The organism is Micromonospora sp. DT48, from assembly GCF_049844495.1.
Classification (GTDB): Bacteria; Actinomycetota; Actinomycetes; order Mycobacteriales; family Micromonosporaceae; genus Micromonospora.
The window spans coordinates 172,972-196,228 of the sequence record NZ_JBNCLE010000007.1 but is presented as its reverse complement, the minus strand read 5'-3'; the positions used below and the strand labels follow the sequence as shown (position 1 = coordinate 196,228).

General features: G+C 70.2%; 23 protein-coding genes and 2 pseudogenes. 11 read left to right on the top strand and 14 right to left on the bottom strand.

What is annotated here, in order from left to right; all coding sequences use genetic code 11:
• Positions 1-49: 49 nt before the first annotated feature.
• The 4 genes and pseudogenes from ACLQ2S_RS08920 to ACLQ2S_RS08905 all read right to left on the bottom strand — a co-directional run.
• Positions 50-838 (bottom strand): annotated as a pseudogene (locus ACLQ2S_RS08920) (AMP-binding protein); the annotation flags it as partial.
• Positions 835-1,299: a MaoC family dehydratase gene (locus tag ACLQ2S_RS08915; RefSeq protein ID WP_155216471.1), complete on the bottom strand. Its 465-nt coding sequence runs from the start codon at positions 1,297-1,299 to the stop codon at positions 835-837. The pseudogene ACLQ2S_RS08920 and the gene ACLQ2S_RS08915, both read right to left, overlap by 4 nt.
• Positions 1,296-2,468: an acyl-CoA dehydrogenase family protein gene (locus ACLQ2S_RS08910; protein ID WP_155216473.1), complete on the bottom strand. Its 1,173-nt coding sequence runs from the start codon at positions 2,466-2,468 to the stop codon at positions 1,296-1,298. Before ACLQ2S_RS08910 ends, ACLQ2S_RS08915 begins: the two co-directional genes overlap by 4 nt.
• A 23-nt stretch (positions 2,469-2,491) precedes the next feature.
• Positions 2,492-3,640 (bottom strand): acyl-CoA dehydrogenase family protein, encoded by a 1,149-nt coding sequence (locus ACLQ2S_RS08905; RefSeq protein WP_425701485.1) that lies wholly within the window; start codon positions 3,638-3,640, stop codon positions 2,492-2,494.
• Positions 3,641-3,729: 89 nt separating this feature from the next.
• Between ACLQ2S_RS08905 and ACLQ2S_RS08900 the strand changes: the two genes are divergently transcribed.
• The 3 genes from ACLQ2S_RS08900 (at position 3,730) to ACLQ2S_RS08890 (ending at position 6,977) form a co-directional block, all read left to right on the top strand.
• Positions 3,730-4,395, top strand: coding sequence for a TetR/AcrR family transcriptional regulator (locus tag ACLQ2S_RS08900; RefSeq protein WP_155216477.1), 666 nt, complete (start codon positions 3,730-3,732; stop codon positions 4,393-4,395).
• Between the two features lie 90 nt (positions 4,396-4,485).
• Positions 4,486-5,904: an aldehyde dehydrogenase family protein gene (locus ACLQ2S_RS08895; RefSeq protein ID WP_425701484.1), complete on the top strand. Its 1,419-nt coding sequence runs from the start codon at positions 4,486-4,488 to the stop codon at positions 5,902-5,904.
• Complete coding sequence (locus ACLQ2S_RS08890; RefSeq protein WP_155216481.1) at positions 5,901-6,977, top strand: alcohol dehydrogenase catalytic domain-containing protein; 1,077 nt, start codon at positions 5,901-5,903, stop codon at positions 6,975-6,977. Before ACLQ2S_RS08895 ends, ACLQ2S_RS08890 begins: the two co-directional genes overlap by 4 nt.
• A gap of 86 nt (positions 6,978-7,063) precedes the next feature.
• On the opposite strand, the gene ACLQ2S_RS08885 is transcribed toward ACLQ2S_RS08890, so the two are convergent.
• From ACLQ2S_RS08885 to ACLQ2S_RS08870, 4 genes and pseudogenes are all read right to left on the bottom strand, one after another.
• Positions 7,064-7,552, bottom strand: a complete 489-nt coding sequence (locus tag ACLQ2S_RS08885) for an NUDIX domain-containing protein (RefSeq protein WP_155216483.1) — start codon at positions 7,550-7,552, stop codon at positions 7,064-7,066.
• Positions 7,549-8,709 (bottom strand): hypothetical protein, encoded by a 1,161-nt coding sequence (locus ACLQ2S_RS08880; RefSeq protein ID WP_155216485.1) that lies wholly within the window; start codon positions 8,707-8,709, stop codon positions 7,549-7,551. The genes ACLQ2S_RS08885 and ACLQ2S_RS08880 overlap by 4 nt, the downstream gene beginning before the upstream one ends.
• Complete coding sequence (locus tag ACLQ2S_RS08875) at positions 8,706-9,410, bottom strand: hypothetical protein (protein WP_155216487.1); 705 nt, start codon at positions 9,408-9,410, stop codon at positions 8,706-8,708. The genes ACLQ2S_RS08880 and ACLQ2S_RS08875 overlap by 4 nt, the downstream gene beginning before the upstream one ends.
• A 460-nt stretch (positions 9,411-9,870) precedes the next feature.
• A pseudogene (locus ACLQ2S_RS08870) lies at positions 9,871-11,157 on the bottom strand (MFS transporter); the annotation flags it as partial.
• Between the two features lie 170 nt (positions 11,158-11,327).
• Between ACLQ2S_RS08870 and ACLQ2S_RS08865 the strand changes: the two are divergent.
• The 4 genes from ACLQ2S_RS08865 to ACLQ2S_RS08850 are packed head-to-tail and all read left to right on the top strand — an operon-like array spanning position 11,328 to position 14,344.
• Positions 11,328-12,371 carry an aromatic ring-hydroxylating dioxygenase subunit alpha gene (locus ACLQ2S_RS08865; RefSeq protein WP_155216915.1) on the top strand — a complete coding sequence of 348 codons (1,044 nt, stop codon included), beginning with the start codon at positions 11,328-11,330 and terminating at the stop codon, positions 12,369-12,371.
• Positions 12,368-12,595: a hypothetical protein gene (locus ACLQ2S_RS08860; RefSeq protein ID WP_155216491.1), complete on the top strand. Its 228-nt coding sequence runs from the start codon at positions 12,368-12,370 to the stop codon at positions 12,593-12,595. Before ACLQ2S_RS08865 ends, ACLQ2S_RS08860 begins: the two co-directional genes overlap by 4 nt.
• Positions 12,592-13,545, top strand: coding sequence for a PDR/VanB family oxidoreductase (locus ACLQ2S_RS08855; protein WP_309222993.1), 954 nt, complete (start codon positions 12,592-12,594; stop codon positions 13,543-13,545). Before ACLQ2S_RS08860 ends, ACLQ2S_RS08855 begins: the two co-directional genes overlap by 4 nt.
• 25 nt (positions 13,546-13,570) lie before the next feature.
• On the top strand, positions 13,571-14,344 hold the full coding sequence (locus ACLQ2S_RS08850) for an IclR family transcriptional regulator (RefSeq protein WP_196222499.1): 774 nt from the start codon (positions 13,571-13,573) through the stop codon (positions 14,342-14,344).
• A gap of 37 nt (positions 14,345-14,381) precedes the next feature.
• On the opposite strand, the gene ACLQ2S_RS08845 is transcribed toward ACLQ2S_RS08850, so the two are convergent.
• Positions 14,382-14,846 (bottom strand): MarR family winged helix-turn-helix transcriptional regulator, encoded by a 465-nt coding sequence (locus tag ACLQ2S_RS08845; protein WP_155216493.1) that lies wholly within the window; start codon positions 14,844-14,846, stop codon positions 14,382-14,384.
• A gap of 82 nt (positions 14,847-14,928) precedes the next feature.
• Between ACLQ2S_RS08845 and ACLQ2S_RS08840 the strand changes: the two genes are divergently transcribed.
• From ACLQ2S_RS08840 to ACLQ2S_RS08825, 4 genes are all read left to right on the top strand, one after another.
• Positions 14,929-15,855 (top strand): SDR family oxidoreductase, encoded by a 927-nt coding sequence (locus tag ACLQ2S_RS08840; protein WP_155216495.1) that lies wholly within the window; start codon positions 14,929-14,931, stop codon positions 15,853-15,855.
• 23 nt (positions 15,856-15,878) lie between these two features.
• Positions 15,879-16,760: an amidohydrolase family protein gene (locus ACLQ2S_RS08835; RefSeq protein ID WP_155216497.1), complete on the top strand. Its 882-nt coding sequence runs from the start codon at positions 15,879-15,881 to the stop codon at positions 16,758-16,760.
• Between the two features lie 17 nt (positions 16,761-16,777).
• The gene (locus tag ACLQ2S_RS08830; protein WP_155216500.1) at positions 16,778-17,230 is read left to right on the top strand and encodes a MaoC family dehydratase; all 453 of its coding nucleotides are present in this window, start codon (positions 16,778-16,780) and stop codon (positions 17,228-17,230) included.
• Positions 17,231-17,297: 67 nt separating this feature from the next.
• A complete protein-coding gene (locus ACLQ2S_RS08825; protein WP_155216502.1) occupies positions 17,298-18,830 on the top strand; it encodes an acyl-CoA synthetase in 1,533 nt (510 codons plus the stop codon).
• 30 nt (positions 18,831-18,860) lie between these two features.
• Here the strand turns inward: ACLQ2S_RS08825 and ACLQ2S_RS08820 are convergent, their stop codons facing one another.
• From ACLQ2S_RS08820 to ACLQ2S_RS08800, 5 genes are all read right to left on the bottom strand, one after another.
• On the bottom strand, positions 18,861-19,718 hold the full coding sequence (locus tag ACLQ2S_RS08820) for a PaaX family transcriptional regulator (RefSeq protein ID WP_309222994.1): 858 nt from the start codon (positions 19,716-19,718) through the stop codon (positions 18,861-18,863).
• 37 nt (positions 19,719-19,755) lie between these two features.
• Positions 19,756-20,556 carry an ABC transporter ATP-binding protein gene (locus ACLQ2S_RS08815; protein ID WP_309222995.1) on the bottom strand — a complete coding sequence of 267 codons (801 nt, stop codon included), beginning with the start codon at positions 20,554-20,556 and terminating at the stop codon, positions 19,756-19,758.
• Positions 20,549-21,373: an ABC transporter permease gene (locus tag ACLQ2S_RS08810; RefSeq protein WP_425701483.1), complete on the bottom strand. Its 825-nt coding sequence runs from the start codon at positions 21,371-21,373 to the stop codon at positions 20,549-20,551. The genes ACLQ2S_RS08815 and ACLQ2S_RS08810 overlap by 8 nt, the downstream gene beginning before the upstream one ends.
• Complete coding sequence (locus tag ACLQ2S_RS08805) at positions 21,370-22,170, bottom strand: ABC transporter permease (protein WP_155216506.1); 801 nt, start codon at positions 22,168-22,170, stop codon at positions 21,370-21,372. Before ACLQ2S_RS08805 ends, ACLQ2S_RS08810 begins: the two co-directional genes overlap by 4 nt.
• Before the next feature lie 66 nt (positions 22,171-22,236).
• Positions 22,237-23,208, bottom strand: coding sequence for an ABC transporter substrate-binding protein (locus tag ACLQ2S_RS08800; RefSeq protein WP_155216507.1), 972 nt, complete (start codon positions 23,206-23,208; stop codon positions 22,237-22,239).
• Positions 23,209-23,257: the final 49 nt, after the last annotated feature.

Sequence of the window (23,257 nt, the reverse complement as noted above, 5' to 3'; positions counted from 1 at the left end):
CGGTGCGGCTCTGCTCCTGGCCGGCCACGTCGACGGTGGTGTCGAAGACGGTCGTGAAGCGCTGCCCCAGAGACGGCGGCAACGGTGCCCTGCTGATGCAGCGACGCAGCCGGGGCAGCACGTCGCGCCCGCGCGCCGCGTCGAGCAGCGCCGCGTACATCGCCGAGGTGCCGTGGAAGACGGTGACCTCCTCCCGGAGCATGAGGTCCAGCGCCGCCGGGCCGGTGAAGCGGCTCAGCAGCACCAGCGTCGCCCCCGCCCGGAAGGTGCCGGTCAACGCGACGGCCTGGCCGAACCGGCCACTCAGCGGCAGACAGCCGAGCACCACGTCGCTGCTGTCCGGGGCCAGGTCGGGCCGGTGGGCCGGTTCCGCGACGGTGCCCGCGAACGCGGCTGGCTCGCCGGGGACGTCACCGAGGTCCTCCAACCGGGGCACCTCCGACGGGCCCCGCATCGGGCCGACCGTGAGCAGTGGGACACCGGCCCGGGCGCTGAGCCGCCGCCCGGCGGCCAGCTGCGAGGTGTGGCAGACCAGCAGTCGGGCGTCGCGGGCCAGGTGGACGGCCTGCGGCGCGACCGGCACACCGACCGGCACGGCGACGGCACCGGCGGCGAGGGCACCGAAGTAGACCCGGGGAAAGTCGACCACGTTCGGCGCGAGCAGGGCCACCCTGTCGCCGTCGCGCACCCCGGCGGCCCGCAGGCCGGTGCCGTAGCAGCGGGCCTCCAACCACAGTTCGGCGTACGTGACGCGGGCCCGCCCGTCGACGACGGCGACGGTGTCGGCGTGCCGATGGGCGGATCCGGCCAGTACGGTCGCCGGGGAGAGCGCGGTCATCGCGGGGCGTCCACGTACAGGCGGCTCACCGTCTCGGCCACGCAGACCGGTTTGCCACCGCCGTCACCGTCCACGGTCACCGTGGTGACCAGTTGCGCGCCGCCCTCGAACGGGCTCACCTGGTCGATCGTGGCGACGACCCGCACCGAGGTGCCGACGCGTACCGGTGCGGGGAAGCGGACCCGGTTGAGGCCGTAGTTGACCCCCATCCGCACCCCGTCGACCCGGTACAGGCGGCCGACCAGCGCGGGCAGCAGGGCGAGCGTCAGGTAGCCGTGGGCGATGGTGCCGCCGTACGGCCCGGCCGCCGCCCGCTCCTGGTCGAGGTGGATCCACTGGTGGTCGTCGGTGGCGTCGGCGAACAGGTCGACCCGGCGCTGGTCGATGGGAAACCACGCGCCTGGGCCGAGACGCTCGCCGACCGCGCCGGCCAACTCGTCGAGGCTGGCGAAACTCCTCATCCCAGGTGTCCTCCGAGTTTCGTGTAACCGCGCAGCAGGTCGCGGGAAATGATCAGTCGCTGCATCTCGTCGGTGCCCTCGAAGATCCGGTACAGCCGCACCTGCCGGTACCAGCGTTCGATCGGCAGTTCGCGGGTGTAACCCATGCCGCCGTGGATCTGCATGACCCGGTCGACCACCCGGTTGACCATGCCGGCGCCGTAGAGCTTCGCCATCGAGGAGGCGTGCCTCGGGTCCAGACCGGCGTCGACCGTCCAGGCGGCACGCAGGATGAGCCAGCGGGCCGCCTCCAGCTCGGTCTCCGAGTCGGCGATCATCCACTGGATGGCCTGGTTGGTGCCGATCTTGGCCCCGAACGTCTCCCGGGTGTTGGCGTGGTCGATGGCCATCCGCAGCGCGCGTTCGGCGATACCGACGGCGTGCGAGGGGATCGTGTAGCGCCCCTTGCCGATCCACTGCATGGCCAGCGAGAAGCCCTGGCCCACCTCGCCGAGGATGTTGCGGTTCGGCACGCGTACGTCGTCGAAGAACAGCGAGGCGGGCCCACCCTCGCCCATGGTGGGGATGAACTCCGACCGCCAGCCCATCTCCCGGTCCACCAGGAAGGCGGTCGCTCCGCCGTTGCGGGCTCCCCGCTCGGGATCGGTGACCGCGATGACGATGGCGAAGTCGGCCTCGTTGCCGCCGGTGATGAAGGTCTTCTCGCCGTTGAGGATCCAGTCGTCGCCGTCGCGTCGGGCACGGAACCGGATGTTGGCGGCGTCGGAGCCCGCGCCGGGCTCGGTGATGGCGAAGCAGGAGAACCGCTCCCCCTCGATGGTGGGCAGCAGGAACTCCTGCCGCTGCTCCTCGGTGGCGTGGAAGAGGATGTTGTCCGCCTCGCCGCCGAAGCGGAACGGCACGAAGCTGCGGCCGATCTCGGTCCAGATCAGTGACTGGACGACGGCGGGCAGGTCCATACCGCCGTACTCCGTCGGTGTGGCCAGCCCCCAGAAGCCGAACGCGCGGGCCTTGAGCTGCAACTCGCGCAGCTCGGAGCGTTCCAGACCGGGCTGGTGGGCCCGTTCACGGCGCAGTAGCTCCTGCTCCAGTGGCATGACCTCCCGGGTGATGAAGTCGCGGGCGGTGTCGCGGATGGCCCGTTCCTCGTCGGACAGCCCGAAGTCCATGTGCTCGGTTCCTCTCCCCGGTTCTAGAAGGCGTTGACGCCGGTGAGCGCCCGCCCGATGAGTAGCTGCTGGATCTGACTGGTGCCCTCGTAGAGGGTGGCGACGCGGGCGTCGCGTAGGTACTTGCCGACCGGGTACTCGTCGATGTAGCCGTACCCGCCGTAGACCTGGATGGCGTCGTTGGCCGCGCGGACGGCGGCCTCGCTGGCGAACAGCTTGGCCATCGACGCCTCGGTCGCGAACGGCTCGCCCCGGTCGATCAGGTCGGCGACCCGCCAGACCAGCAGCCGCGCCGCGGCGGTGTCGACCGCGATGCCGGCGAGCAGTTGCTGTACGAGTTGGTGGCCGGCGATGGGTTTGCCGAACTGGGTACGGGTGCCGGCGTAGGCGACGGCGGCGTCCAGGCAGCCCTGGGCGATGCCGACACAGCCGGCGGCGACCGACATGCGGCCCTTGGCGAGGGTGGACAGCGCCAGCCGGAAGCCGCCACCGCACTCGCCGAGGCGGGCGGTGTCGGGCACCCGGACGCCGTCCAGGGCGAGTTCGGCGGTGGCCTGCCCGCGCAGGCCCAGCTTGCCCCGGATCTCCGACCGGGTGAGGCCGGGACTGTCGGTCGGCACCAGGAACGCGGTGATGCCCCGGTGTCCCGGGCCGCCGGTACGGGCGAAGAGCAGCGCGACGTCGGCGGTGGTGCCGTTGGTGATGAACATCTTGCGGCCGGTGATCAGCCAGTCGTCGCCGTCGCGTACCGCCCGGGTGGTCAGCGCCGCCGCGTCCGAGCCGCTGTCGGGCTCGGTGAGCGCGAAGCAGCCGAGGGCGGCACCGGAGCACAGCGACGGCAGCCACCGCTCGCGCTGCTCCGGGGTGCCGTGTTTGGCGATCGACGTGGCGACCAGGCCCAGCGAGACCGACACGATGCCGCGGACGGCCGAGTCGCCCCGACCGAGTTCCTCCAGCACCAGGCAGTACGCGAGCTGGTCGCCACCGGATCCGCCGTACTTCTCGTCGATGGTGAGGCCGAGGAAGCCGACGTCGCCGAGCTTGCCGACGATGCCCGGGTCGACCGCCTCGCGCCGATCCCAGGCCGCCGCGTGCGGTAGCACCTCACGGTTGACGAAATCCGCGGCGAGTGCCCGGACCGCGACCTGCTCGGCGGAGAGCTGAAGGTCCATGGCGATAAACTAGCGGTGAAAGTTTTAAGCTGTCCAGACCCCGGTATGGCAAAGTTCCCCGCGAACCACCCGCCCCAAGGAGGATGCCCATGCCCCGGCCGCGACAAGCCCTGCTCAGCCGGGAGCGGATCGTCGAGGCCGCCGCCGCGTTGATCGACTCCGAGGGACTGGACGCGTTCTCCACCCGTCGGCTCGCCGCCGCCCTGGGCGTACGCGGGCCGTCGCTGTACAACCACTTCGCCACCAAGGACGAGATCCTCGACGCGGTCGCGGACAGCATCACCGGCCAGGTCGACGTGTCGTACTTCGGCGAGGTCGACTGGCGCGAGGCGTTGCGTCGCTGGGGTCACTCCTACCGGGCCGCCCTCGCCGCCCACCCGAACATCGTGCCGCACCTGGCCCGGGGCCCCGGTCGACGTCCGGCGGCACTGGCCATGGCCGACGCCGTCTACGGCGGACTGGTCGCGGCGGGCTGGCCGCCCGCGCGGGCGACCCACATCGGCGCGCTCATGCGCTACTTCGTGACCGGCTCGGCGCTCGGGTCCTTCGCCCGGGGTTTCGTGGAGGACCCGGGACTGTACGCGGACCAGTACCCGCACCTGAGTCAGGCGCACCGCCTCGCCGAGCATCAACAACGCGTCGACGAAGGCGCCTTCGCGCTGGGGCTGGAGGCGCTGATCGACGGGCTGTCCCACACGTACGAACGCGTCGTCGGGCCGCTGCCACCCCTCCCGCCGACGGAGTCGGCGTACTAGAGTCCCAACTTGCACCGCTAGTTTTAGGAGCGATCGGCGTCAGCCCCACCAGTCCTGTCGCCGCCCGCTCCGAGTCGAGGTGAGGAGCCCATGGAACCCGTACGGACCGACTTCTACCTCGACGGACGCTGGGTGGACGCCACGGGAAGGCCGCCGCTGGAGGTGCACAACCCGACGACCGAGGAGGTCATCGGCACCGTCCCGGCCGGCACCGCCGACGACGTCGACGCGGCCGTCGCCGCCGCCCGGGCCGCCTTCGAAGGCTGGGCGGCGACCGACCCCGCCGAGCGGGCCGCCCACCTCGACCGGCTGCACGCCGCCCTGACCGACCGTGCCAAGGACATCGCCTACACGGTCGCCAGTGAACTCGGCACGCCCCTGAAGGTCGCCACCCGCGTCCAGGCCGGACTACCCCTGACCGTGCTGCGCAGCTTCGTCGACCTGGCCGCCCACCCGCCCGCGCCACAGACCATCGGCAACTCCCTGGTGGTACGCGAACCCGTCGGCGTGGTCGGCGCGATCACCCCGTGGAACTATCCGCTGCACCAGATCGTCGCCAAACTCGCGCCCGCCCTCGCCGCCGGCTGCACGCTGGTGCTGAAGCCGAGCGAACTGACCCCGCTGACCGCGTACCTGCTCTTCGACGCCATCCACGAAGCCGGCCTGCCTCCCGGAGTGGTCAACCTGGTCACCGGCACCGGGCCGGTGGTCGGCGAGGCGCTCGCCGGGCACCCCGACGTGCACCTGGTCTCCTTCACCGGCTCCACCGCCACCGGCCGCCGGATCACGCACCTGGCCGCCGACCGGATCGCCCGGGTGGCGCTGGAACTGGGCGGCAAGTCGGCGAACGTGATCCTCGACGACGCCGACCTGGCCAGCGCGGTGAAGGTGGGCGTCGGCAACGCCTTCCTCAACTCGGGACAGACCTGCACCGCGTGGACCCGGATGCTGGTGCACCGGGACCGCTACGACGAGGCCCTCGACCTGGTCGCCAAGGCGACCGACGGCTACCGGGTCGGTGACCCGTTCGACTCGGCCACCCGCCTCGGCCCGCTCGTCTCCGCACAGCAGCGAGACCGGGTACGCGACCACATCGCCCGGGGTCTGGCCGACGGCGGCCGACTCATCGCCGGTGGACCCGACGCCCCCGTCCCGCAGCGAGGCTGGTTCGTCGCACCGACCGTCATCGCCGACGTCGACCCGGACAGCGCGCTCGCCCAGGAGGAGGTCTTCGGTCCGGTCCTGGCGGTCATCCCCGTCAACGACGACGACCATGCGGTACGGGTCGCCAACAACTCCCGCTACGGGTTGGCCGGCGCGGTCTGGTCGGGCGACGACGAGCGGGCGCTGCGGGTGGCGCGCCGGCTGCGTACCGGTGCCGTCGACATCAACGGCGCTCCGTTCAACCCGCTCGCCCCGTTCGGCGGCTACAAGCAGTCCGGCCTCGGCCGTGAACTGGGTGTGCATGGCCTGGAGGAGTTCTGCGAAGTGAAGGCGATCCAGCGATGAGGGGCCTGGTGGCCCGGGTGGCCGGCACACCGCCCACGATCGAGCAGGTCGAACCGCCCACCACCGGCGCCGGCCAGGTACGGGTGGCGGTCCGGGCGGCCGGGGTCTGCCACTCCGACCTGTCCATGGTCGACGGCACCATCGCCGCGCCGTACCCACTGCTGCTCGGCCACGAGGCCGCCGGCGTGGTCGTGGAGGTCGGCGACGGCGTCGACCGGGTCGCGGTCGGCGACCACGTGGTGCTCAACTGGGCACCCCCGTGCCGCGCCTGCTGGTACTGCGAACGCGGCGAGCCCTGGCTCTGCGAACGCTCCGGAAACCCGGCAGCCTCCGTCGGGCACACCATCGACGGCGAGCCCCTGCACGTCACCCTCGGCCTCGGGGCGCTGGCCGAACAGGTGGTGGTGCCGCAGCACGCCGTGGTGGCGGTACCGGCGCAGTTGCCCTTCCCCACCGCCGCGCTGCTCGGCTGCGCGGTGCTCACCGGCGTCGGCGCGATCCGCCGTACCGCCGAGGTCCGGCCCGGCGACACCGTCGCCGTCATCGGTCTCGGCGGCGTCGGCCTCTCGGCGGTCGCCGCCGCCCGCGCGGCCGGTGCCGCCACCGTCATCGCCGTCGACGTCGCACCCGCCAAGGCCGAACTCGCCCACGCCGCCGGTGCCACCGACTTCCTGCTCGCCGACGACACCCTCAGCCGCGCGGTACGGAAACTGACCGCCGGTCGCGGCGTCGACCACGCGGTGGAATGCGTCGGTCGGGCCGCCACCATCCGCACCGCCTGGCGGGCCACCCGCCGGGGCGGACAGGTCATCGTGGTCGGTATGGGGGCCAAGGACGACATGGTCGGCCTCAGCGCCCTGGAGATCTTCCACTCCGCCCGGACGCTGCGATCCTCGGTGTACGGCTCCTCCGACCCTGACCGCGACGTGCCCGAAATGGCCCGCGCGGTGCTCGACGGCACCCTCGACCTCGACTTCCTGGTCACCGACCGGATCACCCTCGACGGGGCACCGGAGGCCCTGACCCGGATGGCCCGAGGCGAAGGAGCCCGCACGGTGGTCGTCTTCGACTGACCCGCCCCGTCGACCGGCGGTAGTCCGCTCCGCAGGCCGCTGTGGGGCCGTCGCACCTGCGTCTCCGGCGGCTCGGGGACCTTCCGTCAGTACGTGTCACCCCAGTAGGTGTCAGTGCTGGTTTTCACCACGTCCTCCAGATTACGGAGACCGGTGGGGAAGATGTTGAGTTGCCGCAGGTCGGCTAGATTGCACCAGCGCATCCCCTGCTGGCCTTCGTCGGAGACATCGTCTGCGGCCAGGTAGTCGGCGGACAACTCCGATGTGAGTTCCGCGAGGAAGTAGAACTCGACCTTGTGCTGATCGCGCCCCTTCCCGGCCAGTTCGTGGTGCGCGTGGATGTACTCGCGAACGAAGAGCAGGCGTCCTGGCGTCACGTCCGCGCCGATTTCCTCCTGGCACTCACGGATCAGGGTCTCGGTCAGGGTCTCACCGTACTGCTGCCGACCGCCGGGAAGCGAGTACCAGACCCCGAGCCCCATCTTGCGGTCCACATACTTCAGTAGAAGCACCTTGTCGCCGTCGAGGATGACAGCCTTGGCGGAGTTTTCGAGCCGGCTCTCGGCACCCGTCATGTCGTCGCTTCCAATCCCGCTGCTTCGATCATCTCCTGGAACGTGTGCGGAGGTGGGTTGTCCTGCCAGCCATTCATCGCCAGGCGGTCGAGCAGCGCGCGCTTGAGATCAATGATCGCCAACAGCGGCTCACCGAACCGGGGGTCCAGGGCATCGAGGCCGAGCGCGATCTCACGCCAGAGGAGATCCGCCTCTCGATAGCACTCCCGCATGATGCCACCCGATACCAGCATCTCCAAGATGGCGCTGTGCGTCTCGTTCAGCTCGGTATCGCCGGTCAGCGCGCGGTGGAGCACACCCGCATGCCTGCCGTGGCTGCCGATGACCTGCTGTGCCCGGATCCACAGCCTGCTGATCGAATGGCGCAGGTCCGCGTTGAGCGTCGGCTCTGCGAGCCCCTTGGCGACCGGGTAGCTCACCAGTCCGGTAACAGTGTCCTCGAACAAATCCGCCAACTCGTCCACCCGCTGCCTCAACCGGCGCATATCGCAAAGCCGGTCGGCCAAGCCGTCCGGCACGGGCTCCCCGACGTAGGCAAGCAGTCCGAGTAGGCCAGACGAGTAGAAGCCAGAGCCGAGGTGTCGAGACCTGGCATCCATTCGATACCAGTTGACGAGACTCTCTCCGTCTTCGAGCGGTGCCGGGTCAAAGCGGACGGCGTAGTTGTCGTACATGGACTGCACGATTTCCGCCGTCACCTCGGCCATCACCGGTAGCGCCCGAACGCCTGCTGGCGTGAGCGACGCCTCGCGGACCATCGTCAGCAGGCTGGTAACCGAGAGGCACATGGTCGAGTTGACGTCGGCAAGCAGCAAGGCCGGGTCGCGGATGCTGTAGGAAGCCGAAAGGTCGAGGTGGCGATCCATGTTGTTGAGGATGAGGGTCTGACCCAGTGCGTAAATCTTCACGTACTCGGCCAACGCTTCTGGGTCGACACCGATCCGGGCACCAACCGCCGCCGCCGGCATCGTCTGCCGAAACAGCAACCCGGGATCAACGGCATCCTGATACAGCCGGGACATCCGAGGAAACAGGAAGTCCATAGTGCGTAGTTGGCTGATGGCCAGCGCGATCGGGCGACCGTATAGCGCGAGAAGTTCGACCATCGTCCGGAAGTCGTAGCCGACAGGGTCAGTACCCGTGGAGAAACGCCTCATCCGCCCGCTCCCACTGACCGTTTCCGTTGCGCCTTCTGGAGGACCTCCCAGGTGAACTCCATCTGCAGGAGGAAGTAGATCAGAGCGAACGCCGCTGACAGCAGAGGCGTCCAGGAGATCCCTGTTCCATACTTGATGAGACGGTCGGTGCCTACGGCAACGTACGCGGCGTTGAGCGATCCGATCACCACTGAAGTGAGCGCTGCGGCCTTCAGCTTGCGCCGACTCTCCAGGTATGGGTTGGCCGACCCCCACACCGGTTTCCAGCCTTCGGGAAACTCTGCGGCGAGGGCATGCAGGTAGAGGCTTCGCAACCGGTTGACCTGGTGTTTAGCTTCGGTCTGCACGCGATCGGTGACGACATAGGCCCGCAGGACGATCGTGTTCAACACCCCGGCGATCACCACCGCCGCATAGATGATCGGTAGCCGCAGCACCGTGCCGACCTGCCCCACCGAAGAGATCAGTTTTGCGGATACCAGGGCGCCGGCGACCAGCACCGGAAAAGCCAGTATGCGGAGACTGAGCTTGTAGAGATCCCTTTCGGCGTCCTTGTAGTCGTTGTGCAGGATGAACGCCTGCTCGAAGTCGATCAGCAACATCTTGCGGGCGGTCTCTACGTCGATGCCCCCAGGTCGCGTCGGCGCTGGCGGCGCGGTGGGCACCTCCGCGTTCTTGGGCATCAGCGCTCGCTTGATCACCTGGCGGAGACGATCGCGGCGCTCATGAGTAGGCACGGATAATCGCCACCTCCCCAGGGTCACGTGCTGCGCATTATCGCGCCACGCATGGCAGCGGGGAAACGGCTCCGCAGAGACGACAAATGCCGACGGAAGCGATCGCTCCCGTTCGAGACGGTTCGTGACGTGCCCCGATTGCCAGCGAGAATGGCGTGTCCGAGGGCGCGGTTATCCTCCCGCACATGGTCGCGTCGCCGGGCGTGCTGCCTGATCCGGCGTCGAGCCGGAGCCTGGTTGACCCTGGCGACGGGCACTGTGCGTCGGCTTGTCTCAGGCGTAGGGTCCGGCAGGTGGACTACGGGGACTTCGGTTTCTTCGGTGGCGTTGCTGCACTGCTCTGCGGAGGGATCGGATGCATAGTCCTCGTGGGTGCCGTGGGCTTGCTTGTCGTGTGGTGGCGAGAAAAGTGGTAGTCCCTGCCGTCCCGTTCGGTAGCGTCCCGTTCGGCGGCGGCGATATTGGCGTCGGTGACGACGAACATGCCGAGCAGCAGGGTCAGCGTCAGCACTCCCATGATGGCGAAGACCGCACGGAGGCCGAAGACTTCGGCGGCCACACCTCCGACGAGCGCGCCGGCCGGCATGCTCCCCCAGGCCAGCATCCGGTAGCCGCTGTTCACCCGGCCGAGCAGCCGGTCCGGGGTGATCCGCTGGCGCAGCGAGACGGTGATGACGTTCCAGGTGGCGAGCAGGAGACCACCGGCGAAGAAGACCGTACCGATCACGAAGGGGTTGGTGCTCAGCGCCGGTGCGCCGACGACGGCGGCCATCGCCAGCACGGAGACCACCAGGGTGCGGGACCGCCCGAGCCGTTGTTCGATCCGGCTGGTGGCGACCGAGCCGAGCACGATGCCGGCGGCGACGGTGGTGAGCAGGAGGCCGTACCCGGGTTCGGTAAGGCCGATGGCCGAGTCCGGGCCGACCGCGTAGAGCACCAGCACGGCGAAGACGGCGCTGGTGATGAAGTTGCTGGTCCCGACCATGGTGGCCAGGGTGCGCAGCAGCCGGTGCCGCCAGAGGAAGCGCAGCCCTTCGACGATCTCGGCGCGGATCGTCGTCGGCCCGTCCCGCTCGACTCGGAACCGGCCGGCGACCAGGAGCAGCGCCACGACGGCCAGCGCCCACAGCACCGCCGGCCCGGCGAGCGCCAGGGTCACCCCGGCAGCGACCAGGAAACCGGCGAGCGGCGGGCCGACGAACTGGTTGGCGGCCACTTCCACCGCGGACAGTCGGCCGTTGGCCCGGGGCAACTGGTCGCGCGTGACCACCTGCGGCAGGATCGACTGGGCGCAGGTGTCGTAGAGGGTCTCGGCGGTGCCGAGGCCGAGCGCCACCAGGTAGAGCAGCCAGATCGACCCGGCGTCGAAGGCCACCGCGAGCGCCGGCGCGCCGATGAGTGCCGCGCGCAGGATGTTGGCGGCGAGCATCACCCGACGCCGGTCGAGCCGGTCGGCGAGAGCGCCGGCCGGTAGCGCGAACAGCAACCACGGCAGGCTGTACGCGGTGGCGACCCCGGCCACCAGCACCGGTGAGCGGGTGTAGCCGACGGCGACCAACGGCAGTGCGATCTTGACGATCCCGTCAGCCAGGTTGGACACCGCCGACGCCGACCAGAGTCGCCAGAACCGGCCCCCGAGTCCGCGCTCGTCGACTCGGCTCGCCGCCCCTTCATCGGTACGTTCCTCGACCCCCGCCACGCCGCCGATCATCGCAGCATCCCGCCCGCCAGCGACCGGCAGCGCCAGCGCCAGACAAATCCCGGCAGCGACAGCGGCAGCCGAGCTTTCACTCAGTGAAACCGGAGCTGCCGATCAGCGGCCCGGTCACGGGATCATCCGACCGCACCCCCGACCCGTCGGCGAGAGAGGTGGGGTCCACCATGGCGTTCGCCCGCAACCAGTGGTACGTGACGGCCTACAGCAACGAGGTCGGGCGGGATCTGCTCGCCCGCACCGTGCTGGGCGAACCGCTGGTGCTCTACCGCACCGAGTCCGGGGAGGCGGTGGCGCTCGCCGACCGGTGCGTACACCGCCGCTATCCGCTGTCGGAGAGCCGCCTCGACGGCGACACCATCGTCTGCGGTTACCACGGCTTCACTTACGACCGGACCGGCACCTGCGTCTTCGTCCCCGGTCAGCAGCGCATCCCGCGTACCGCCCGGGTTCCCGCGTACCGGGTGGTGGAGCAGGATTCGCTCATCTGGGTCTGGATCGGCGACGCCGACCGGGCCGATCCGACCACCATCCCCCGCGCGCCCTGGTTGGACGACCCCCGGTATGCGGTGGTTCGCGGCATGGCGCCGCTGAACGCCCGGTACGGCCTGCTGGTGGACAACCTGATGGACCTGTCGCACGAGACCTACCTGCACGGCGGTTACATCGGCACCCCCGAGGTGGCGAACACGCCGATCACCACGGAGGTGGACGAGGAACGGGGCATCGTCTATGTCAGCCGACACATGGACGACGCCGAGTGTCCGCCGTTCTACGCCAAGTCGACCGGCATCCAGGGCCGGATCACCCGCTGGCAGGACATCGAGTTCCACCCGCCGTGCCTGTACCTGCTGCACAGCCGGATCGCGCCGCAGGGCGTCTACCCGCCGGCCGAGGGTGAGGACAGCGACGCCTTCCACGCCGAGATCGTGTACGCCATCACCCCGTCGACGGAGAACACCACCTACGACTTCTGGGCGGTGGCCCGCGACTTCGCCATCGACGACGAGTCGGTGAGCGAGTACCTGCACCAGAGCAACCACACGGTGGTCATGCAGGACGTGACGGCGCTGAACATCCTGGAGCAGGTGATCGCGTCCGAGCCGGACAAGTACCAGGAACTCAGCATCAACATCGACACCGGTGGGCTCGCCGCCCGACGTCTGATCGCGCGGATGGTCGAGGCGGGGGCGGTGGGGGCGCCCCGATGACCGGCCCGACCCGCATGCTCACCGGCGATCGGATCTACCGGATCCACTGGATGCCGGGCACCGACACCCTGCGCGGAATCTGTCACTGCGGTGCCGAGCGCGTCGCCGAGGAACCGGTCGAGCTGTGGGAGTGGCTGCTCGCCCACCCGTACGGCCACCAGCCGCCGGAGGTGGTCACGCCGAGCCCGCCGGCCGCGCCGACCCGGTCGGCGGTGCCGGCGTGACCGCCGACGAGCTGGACGGCGCGGAGCTGGTGGTGGCCCACCGGGACCGGGCGGCGGCGGGTGTCGCCGTGTTGAGCCTGTGCCGCCCCGGCGGCGGCGACCTGCCCGCCTGGTCCCCCGGCGCGCACCTGGACCTGGAACTCGGGCCCGGGTTGGTACGCCAGTACTCGCTCTGCGGCGACCCGGCCGACCGGGCCACCCTGCGGATCGCGGTCCAGTTGGAGCCGGAGGGGCGCGGTGGTTCGCGCCACGTGCACGAGCGACTCACCCCGGGCGCGACCGTCCGGGTACGCGGTCCACGGAACAACTTCCCGCTGGTGGCGGCGGCGCGGTACCTGTTCGTCGCCGGTGGCATCGGGATCACCCCGCTCAGGCCGATGGTCGCCGCCGCCGACGCCGCCGGAGCCGACTGGCGGCTGGTGTACGGCGGGCGCAGCCGCGCCACGATGGCGTTCGCCGACGCCCTGCGGGAGAAGTACGGCGATCGGGTGAGCCTGTACCCGCAGGACGAGACCGGCCTGCTCGACCTGGACGAGCTGCTGGGGCGGCCGGTCGACGGGCTCGTCTACTGCTGCGGCCCGGAATCGTTGATCACGGCGGTGGAACAGCGTTGCCGGACCTGGCCCGCCGGAGCCCTGCACGTCGAACGCTTCACGCCGCTGGCTCCCGTCGAGGGTGCCGACACCACCGTCGAGGTCGAGCTCGCCCTCAGCGGCCGGACGCTGACCGTACCGCCGGGCACGTCGATCCTGGAGGCGGTGGAGGCGGCGGGCGTGCAGGTGTTGTCCTCGTGTCGGGAGGGCACCTGCGGCACCTGCGAGACGGGCGTCCTGGGCGGCGTGCCGGAGCACCGGGACAGTCTGCTCACCGAGGCGGAACGGGCGGTCGGCGACACCATGATGATCTGCGTTTCCCGGGCCGTGACGCCCCGACTCACGCTCGAGTTGTGACCGTCGGGGTCGGCATGATGGCGAGATGAGCGCGCAACCCGGACGGTCGGTGACCAGCAAGGTGCTGGCCCTGCTCGACTCGTTCACCCCGGCCAGTCCGGCGCTGACCCTCAGCGAGTTGGCCCGGCGTGCCGGGCTGCCGTTGCCGACCGCGTCCCGCCGGGTCGCCGAGTTGGTCGCCTGGGGTGCCCTGGAACGCGGCGACGACGGGCGGTACCGGATCGGGTTGCGGCTGTGGGAGGTGGGTTCGCTCGCGCCCCGGGGACTCGGGCTGCGTGAACTGGCGCTGCCGACCATGGAGGACCTGTACGAGGTGACCCACGAGAACGTCCAGCTCGCCGTGCGGCAGGACGTCGAACTCGTCTTCATCGAACGCATCGCCGGGCGGCACGCGGTGCCGGTACTCACCCGGGTCGGTGGCCGCTTCGCGTTGCACGCCACGGGGGTCGGGTTGGTGCTGCTGGCGTACGCGCCGGCCGAGGTCCAGGAACAGGTGCTGGCCGCGCCGCTGGAGCGCTACACCCCGCTGACCGTCACCGATCCCGGGCGGCTGCGGCGCGGTCTCGCCGAGGTGCGCCGCACCGGGTACGCGGTCAGCGACCGGCAGGTCACCATGGACGCCCTCTCGGTCGCCGCGCCGATCTGTGGACCGGAGGGCTCGGTGGTCGCCGCGATCTCACTGGTGGTCGCCCAGCACCGGGCGGACCCGGTGGCGCTGGCCCCGCTGGTGCAGGCGGCGGGCCGGACGATCTCCCGGGCACTGGGCACGCCGTACGGGTCGCAGCAGTCGGTCGGGTGAGGCGACGTCACCGGGCCCGGCGCGGTGACCGCCTGGTTCAGTCCGGAAAGGCGAGCAGCCGCAGCAGCCCGGCGAGCCGCTCGTGCTCCTCGGGCGTCACCGTGGCCAGCAGGCCCAACTCGACGGCGCGGGCGGCCTGCTGGGCACGGGCGAAGAGGTCCCGCCCGGCGTCGGTGGCGACGAGGACGTTGGCCCGCCGGTCGGCCGGATCCGTACGGCGCTCCACCAGCTGACGTTTCTCGAGACCGTCGACGAGCGCCACGACCTGGCTCGGGTCGAGGCGGAGGAACTCGGCGAGTTCCCGCTGCGTGGGTCGGGCCCCGTCGGCGGCCAACGCGAGCACCGAGTAGGACCGCGCCTTGAGCCCGTGCTCGGCGAGGGCGGCGTTGGCCGCCGCCAGGGTGAGCGCGTTGGCGCGGGCCAGCAGAAAGACCAGGTCGCCGCCGAGCACGCTGTCCCGCAGGGCGTCGCGCCCCGGCAGCCGGGTCTTCCCGCTAGACATGGCGACGATGGTAGCAAGATTCACCAATGATTGACATTTTCAACGGTCCGTGCTCAGATCGGGTGGACACGAAGGAGTTCGCATGTCCCTGGACGGCAAGGTCGCCATCGTCACCGGATCCGGGCGCGGTCTCGGCCTCGCGTACGCGCAGGAGCTGGCCCGGCAGGGCGCTTCCGTGGTGGTCAACGATGTCGACGCGCAGACCACGGCCGACGCCGTCGCGGCGATCGAGGCGCTCGGCGGCCGGGCCGTCGCGGTGGTCGCACCGGTCGGCCCGACCGAGACCGCCGAGCAGCTGGTCGCCACCGCGGTCGAGAGCTTCGGTCGGCTCGACATCCTGGTCACCAACGCCGGTGTCCTGCGCGACACCGTGCTGTGGAAGATGACCGACGAGGACTTCGACACCGTCATCAACGTGCATCTGCGCGGCACCTTCACCACGGTGCGCGCGGCGGTGCGGCACATGCGGGCGGCAGGTGAGGGCGGGCGCATCATCTGCATCGGCTCCCCCACCGGCCAGCGCGGCAACTTCGGCCAGACCAACTACGCCGCCGCCAAGGCGGGCATCGTCGGCATGACGCGGACCTGGGCGCTGGAGCTCAAGCGCGCCGGCATCACCGCCAACACCGTCGTACCGGTGGCCGCGACCGCCATGACCGCTACCGTGCCCTACTTCGCCGCCGCCGTGCAGGCAGCCGACAAGGGCGAGCCGATGCCCGCGTTCTTCCGGCACGACCTCGGCTTCGGCACGGCGGACGACGTCGCCGGGCTGGTCGCGTTCCTCGGCTCCGACGCCGCCGGTGGCATCACCGGGCAGGTGATCGGGGTGGGCGGCGACCGGCTCCAGATCTGGACCCACCCGGAGGCGGCGCTGACCGCGCACCGTGCCGGTGGCTGGACGTACGATGCCCTGCTCGAAGCCTGGCCGGAGCAGTTCGCCGGCGCGGTTCAGAGTGTCGGCGAGCAGTTCCCGGATCTCCCCGAGGAGTTCAAGACCGCCGCCTCCTGACCCGCTGGACGAAGGCTTCCACCATGTACCGACCCGCCATCGACGTCGACGCCGTCACCGCGATCGACATGCACGTGCACATCGAGGTCGACGCGCACGGCCACAACTCGCTGCCCGACGACCTGGTGGCCGCGGTGTCGAAGTACTTCAAGGCCGACGGGCCACGCCCGGCGATCGACGCGGTGGCGCAGTACTACCGGGAACGCCAGATGGCGGCCGTGGTGTTCACGGTGGACGCCCGCACCCAGCTGGCCCACCAGCCGCTGTCGAGCGTGGAGATCGCCCGCGCGGCGGCCGAGCACGCCGACGTGCTGATCCCCTTCGGCTCCGTCGACCCGCGCACCGGGGCGGCGGCGCTGGACCTCGCCACCCGGCTGATCGAGGACGAGGGCGTACGCGGCTTCAAGTTCCATCCCACCGTGCAGGGCTTCGACCCGAGCCACGAGGAGTACGCCCCGCTGTGGGGTCTGCTGGAGAAGGCCGGCGTGCCCGCGCTGTTCCACACCGGGCAGACCGGGATCGGTGCCGGGATGCCGGGCGGCTACGGTCTCCGGCTCGGCCTGTCGAACCCGATGCTGCTCGATCCCATCGCGGCCGAGTTCCCGGATCTCCAGATCATCATGGCCCATCCGTCGGTGCCCTGGCAGGACGAGGCGTTGTCGGTGGCCACCCACAAGCCCAACACCTGGATCGACCTGTCCGGCTGGAGCCCGAAGTACTTCCCGGCGGAGCTGGTGCGGTACGCCAACTCGCTGCTCAAGCGCCGGGTGCTCTTCGGCACCGACTACCCGCTGCTCACCCCCGACCGTTGGCTCCGGGATGTGCGCAGCACCGAACTCAAGCCCGAGGTGCTCCCCGGCATCCTGAAGGACAACGCCGTCCGGCTGTTGCGCCTGTCCAGCTGACGACGAGAGGGAAGCTCATGACGACGACGATCACCTACGAACAGCTCACCGACCTTGCCGGCACCGACCTCGGCTACACCGAGTACCGGACGGTGACCCAGGACCAGGTGAACCTCTTCGCCGACGCCACCGACGACCACCAGTGGATCCACGTCGACCCGGAGCGGGCGAAGAACGGGCCGTTCGGCGCGCCCATCGCCCACGGCTTCCTGACGCTCTCCCTGGCGGTGCCCTTCTGGACCGAACTGCTCGACGTCAAGGGTGTCACCACGAAGGTCAACTACGGCCTCGACAAGGTGCGCTTCCCGGCTCCCGTCAAGGTCGGATCCCGGGTACGCATGAAGGCGACCGTCGTCGACGTCGTCGAGGTGACCGGCGGCTACCAGATCTCCGTCGACCAGACGATCGAGATCGAGGGCGGCACCAAGCCCGCCGTGGTGGCCCGCGGCCTCTACCGCTTCTACGCCTGAGCAGCACGGGCGGACCGGCCGGGACGGTCACGCGCCGACGCACCCCTCCACCACCGGGAGACCGCTGATGCACGAACAGGGAATCGGTGCCTGGTTGGCCAAGCGCCGGCTCAAATCCCCCGACAAGGTCGCCCTCGTCCACGGCGAGGACGCCACGGTGACGTACCGCCAGTTCGCCGACGGCGCGGACCGGGTCACCGCGCTGCTGCGGAGCCTCGGCGTCGGCAAGGGCGACGCGGTGGCCTACCTGGGCGAGAACAGCCCGGACTTCCTCCAGGTGATGTTCGGCGCGGCCCGGATGGGTGCGGTCTTCGTCCCGGTCAACACCCGGCTGGCGCCGCCCGAGGTCGCCCACGTCCTCACCGACTGCGGTGCGCGGGTGCTGATCCACGATGCCGAGTTCACGCCACGGGTGCAGGCCGCCACCGACGCCGGGCCGTCGCCGCACGTCGTCGTCACCGGCGCGGGCACCGCCGACCGGCCGGGCCTGGCCCACCTGCTGAGCACGGTCGCCGGGGACGACGCGGTCGCCGCCGAGGTGGGCATGGACGACCCGGCCGCGATCATCTACACCTCGGGTACGACCGGCCGGGCCAAGGGCGCGGTGCTGACCCACGGCAACCTCACCTGGGTCGCGCTCAACTGCGTGGTCGATTACGACGTCGTCTCGACCGACATCGCGCTGATGATCTCGCCGTTGTTCCACGTCGCGTCCCTCGGCATGGGGGCGCTGCCGGTGATCCTCAAGGGCGCCACGCTCGTGCTGGAGAAGGGCTTCGAGCCGGGTCGGGCGCTCGCCCAGATCGAACGGCACGGCGTCACCATGCTCAGCGGCGTCCCGACCACCTACCAGTTGATGGCCGACCACCCGAACTGGGCCACCACCGATCTGTCCACGTTGGCCAAGCTGACCTGTGGTGGTTCGGCCGTGCCCACCCGGATCCTCACCGCCTACGAGGAACGCGGCCTGTCCTTCTCGCAGGGCTACGGCATGACGGAGGCGTCGCCGGGCGCGACGTCGCTGCCACCGGCGATGACCCGCGCCAAGCAGGGCAGCGTGGGCCTGCCGCACTTCTTCACCAGCGTGCGGATCGCCGACGAACACGGCAAGCCGATCGCCGACGACGGCATCGGCGAGATCCAGATCTGCGGCCCGAACGTCTTCCCCGGTTACCACCTGCTGCCCGAGGCGACGGCCGACGCGTTCACCGAGGACGGCTGGTTCCGCTCCGGCGACCTCGGCTACCTGGACGCCGACGGCTACCTCTACATCGCGGGCCGACTCAAAGACATGATCATCTCGGGGGGCGAGAACATCTACCCGGCCGAGATCGAAGTCCTGATCGGCGAGATCGACGGGGTGACCGGGGTGGCGGTCATCGGCGTACCGGACGAGCAGTGGGGCGAGGTTCCCTGGGCGATCCTGACGGTACGGGAGGGCACGACGATCGACGTGTTCGCCGTGCGGCAGTTCCTCAACGGCAAGGTCGCCCGCTACAAGCTGCCCAAGAACGTCATCGTCGTCGACGAGCTACCGCGTACCGCGTCGGGCAAGGTGCGCAAGGCCGAGCTGCGGAACCGGTTCGGTGGGGCCGGGTGACAGCCTGACGCCGGGCGGTCCGGCGCGGCGCTACACCTTGCCGGAGCGCCGCCCGGATCGCACCGCGACCCGGGACCCGGCACCGCCCCCGTTGACGAGCGTGTCGAACTCCTCGGCGGAGGCCGCCGCCAACCGCTCGTGCATCTGCCGGTAGACCTGGGTGGAACGCCCGGCCGGCCACTGCGCGTCCATGAACTCACGCGGCAGTCGCGGGTCGGCGCGCAGCAACGCCAGCCAGTCGGCCACCAGCATCGTCCGCAGGGTCAACGCGCTCGACGCCTGGGCCGTGGCCCCCGGGTCGTCCCACACCTCGATGAACGCCAGGTGCTCACGGCGGATCGCCTCGATGTCCCACGCCGAGCGGACACTGTCGGCGATCGGGAACCCGGCCATCTCCCGGGCGTGGAAGGCGATGACCGTCTTGGGGGGAAGGTCCCGGCACAGCGGCTCCAACGACCCGGCGAGCTCCACCTCGCCGGGAGCGAGCCAGAGCCCGTCGCGCAACGGCGCAAAGCCCTCCCAGGTGAGGGTGGACCGCAACCGGTGCCGCAGGGTCCGCTGCCCCTCCGGGATCGTGAACGTCACGAGGGTCCACCCGGTGCCCTGTGGATCGAACGGGCGCGGGCCACGCACCCGGGCGGTGGCCTCGCGCAACACCGCCACCCCGTGCTCGGTCAGCGAGAACAGGATCTCCCGGCCGCTCTTGCTCCGGTCGAGAATGCCGGTCTGCACCAGCCGGTCCAGGGTGGCCCGCGTCGCCGGTGCGGCGACGCCGGCTCCTTCGAGCACCCCGATCAGGACGCTGGCGCGAATGGGGCCCGGATCATCGTCGACGACGTGCTCACCAAAGAACGCGAGCAACAGTTGCTTCGGCTGACGACTGCGCACAGCTCTTCCTCCCGGGCGAAACAGCCCCTCGGCACGATCACGGGGCGACGGTCTGCCCGCGCTTCGCCCGCTGGATCTGGTCGTAGACGTGGGTACGCAGCTCGGTGAAGCGCGGCATCGCCCGGGTGCTGATCTGGTCCCGCTCCGCCGGTAGGTCAACGGTCAGATCCTCCTGCACCCAGGTCGGCGACGCGGACAACACCAGCACCCGCTCGCCAAGGTAGACGGACTCGTCGATGTCGTGGGTCACGAAGAGGACCGAGATGCCCCGTGTCGTGTGCAGCTCACGGACGAGGTCCTCCAGGTCCGCGCGGGTCTGCGCGTCGACCGCGGCGAACGGCTCGTCCATGATGAGCACCTCGGGTTGGTACGCGATGGCCCGCGCGATCGCCACCCGTTGCTGCATACCGCCCGACAGTTGCCACGGGTGGCTGCGTCCCGCGTGGCCCAACCCGACCGCCTCGATGGCGTCGGTGACGAGCTTCTCGCGGGCCGCCCGGGAGAGTCGCTTGTGGCGCAGCGGCAGCTCCACGTTGCCCCGGACGGTCAGCCACGGGTAGAGGCTGCGGCCGTACTCCTGGAAGACCACGGCCATCGCGGGGCTCGGCCCGGTCACCGGCTGCCCGTCCATCTCGACCAGGCCGCTGGTGGGTCGCAGCAGGCCGGCGAGGCATTTCAACAGGGTCGTCTTGCCGCAGCCCGACGGCCCGACGATGCAGACGAGTTCACCCGAGCGCATGGTGAAGCTGATGTCCCCGATCGCCTCGACGTCGCCGTTCGCGGACTCGTAGACCTTGCGCAGGTGCTCCACCCGCAGCAGCGTGCTCCGGTCAGGCACGATTGACCTCCCTGATTCCGTGGTACCAGCGCAGCACCCGTCGCTCGACGACACCGAAGGTCGCGGCGAGGAGAACGCCGACGAGGCCGAGCAGGAGAATGCCGCTCCACATCTCGGCGATGAGGTAGTTACGTTGGAAGTAGGCGATCCGGTAGCCCAGACCGGCGGACGAGGCGAACATCTCCGAGATGACCATCAGGATCAGCGCGACCGAGAGCCCCTGCCGCACTCCGGTCATGATCCGCGGGCTGGCCGCCGGGAGCACCAGGAACCAGAGCCGCTCCCACCAGGTGATCTGGAACGAGTCGGCGGTCTCGGACATCACGCTGTCGGTGGACCGGACCCCGTCGATCGTGTTCAACAGGATGGGCCAGACCGCGCCGAAGACGATGACGGCCACCTTCATCGTGTCGGTGATGCCCAGCAGCAGCATCATCACCGGGATCAACACCGGCGGTGGGATGGCGCGGAAGAACTCCAGCAACGGTTCGAGCAGTTCGCGTAGCCATTGGAACAGCCCGATGAGCGTGCCGGCGGCGACCCCGACCACGATCGAGGCGGCGATGCCGAGGGCGAGCCGGTAGAGGCTCGGCAACACGTCGTCGACGAACGCGGGGCCGATCCAGGTCTCCCGGAAGGCCTCCAGGATGGTGAGCGGGCCGGGGAAGAAGCGGTTGGTCGACGAGGTCGACGCCACTGCCCAGATCACCAGCAGCAGGAAGGGCAGCCCGAGCGAGTAGAGGAAGCCGGCGGCGACGCGACGCCCGAGGGCGCGACCGCGCGACCGGCTGGCGATCCGTGCGGTGTGGCCGGTCACAGGACCTCCTCTCCGCGTACGGACTGGTGCCAGGACAGCGAGCGCCGCTCGATGAACCGGAAGACCAGGTTCACCAGGAGCCCGAGCAGTCCGGTGACCACCACGAGGGCGTACAGCCCGACGGCGTCACCGGCGGAGCGGGACAGCTCGATCATGCGTCCCAGGCCGGGATTGCCGATCACCATCTCGGCGGTGATGGCGAGGATGAGGGCGACCGCCGCGGCGAGCCGGACACCCGTCATGAGGTACGGCAGGGCGGTCGGCAGCACCAGGTGCGACAACCGTTCCCGGCGGGTGAGTCCGAAACTGCGGGCGGTGTCTCGGGCTACCGAGTCGACGTCGGCGACGCCGTAGATCACCTGCACGAACACCTGCCAGAACGACGCGTAGATGATGATGAGGAGCGCGGCCTGCATCCGGATGCCGAACACCAGCACGGCGAGCGGGATGAGCGCCACTGAGGGGATGGGCCGCAGGAATTCCACCACCGTGTGGGTGGCGCGGCGCAGGAAGGGCACCAGCCCGACGATCGTGCCGAGGACGACCGCGGCGAGAGTGGCCACGGTCAGCCCGATCGCCCAGGAGGTCATGGTGTGCCCGAGCCGACGCCAGAAGGCGAGGTCGCGAAGCTCCTCGGCGAGCCGGGCGAGCACGTCTGTGACGTACGGCAGGTACTCCGAGTTGACCAGGCCCAGCGTCGGGATCAGCTGCCAGACGACGAGGAACCCGGTCAGCCCGACGACGCCCAGCAGCACCTTGCGTAGCGAACGGGGACGCCGGATGGACAAGACGTGCATGTTGCTCCCGTGGTCGGCGGCGACGCCCTTCCCGGTCGGTCACCGGGAAGGGCGGGACCGCGCCGGCTACTGCTGTTGGATGAGGCGATCGAAGTTGGGCTGCTGGTCGAGCACCTGGTACTTGCTGGCGAGCGTGGCCAGCGACTCCAGGCTCGCCCGGTCCAGCTCCCAGCTGAACCGGGGCAGCTTCACCGAGTCCGCGACCGCCTCCGGGAGTTCCAGGTTGTCCTTGATCGCCTGACGGACGGCCGCCTCGTTGGCGGAGTCCTCCGCCCAGGCGAGCGTCTCCTTCATCGCCGCCGTGAAGTCGGCGATCAGCTTGGCGTCGGAGTCCAGCCGCTCCTTGGTCGCGATGGTGGTCAGCGTCGCGAGCCCGGGAGCGACCGCCTGGTAGGGCGCGACGATGAAGGTGTCACCACGATTGCGCAGCTGGGTGACGAAGGGCTCCGGCACCCAGGCGGCGTCGATGTTGTCGGCTTCGAGTTGGGCCGGGACGTCGGGGAAGGCGACCTCGACGAACTTGATGCTCTTGGGGTCACCACCGTCCTTCTCCACCGCAGCCATGATCGTCACATCGCCGGCCGCGCCCAGGCTGTTGACCGACACCCGCTTGCCGGCGAGCTCCGCCGGCCTGGTGATGCCCGACTTGGCCGAGGCCACGACGGCGTTGATGTCGTCGCCCTCGGCGTAGGACGACGCGTAGTTGCCGATCATCACAACGCCGAGGTCCTGCAGGTCGGCCCGGAACGGGCCGAACGGCTGACCGATGGCGAAGTCGATGTCACCGTTGATGAGCGCCGGGATGGCCTGGGCGCCACCCTGGGCGGGCAGCACCTCGACGGTGAGCCCGTGCTTGGCGAAGATGCCGGCCTTCATCCCGCCCCACAACGCGGCGGTCTCGGTGATGGGCAGTGCCGCGACGCGAACCTGGCGCAGTTCGCCGCTGCTCTCGTCCGAGGGGGTGGCATCCGAGTCCGTACATCCGGCGAGCGCGACCGCGAGACCCGCGATCAGCCCGAGCGTGAATACCTTCTTCATCGACAAGGCCCTTCCTGGGCGGGGGTGGTGGGTGCGTGAACACCGACAG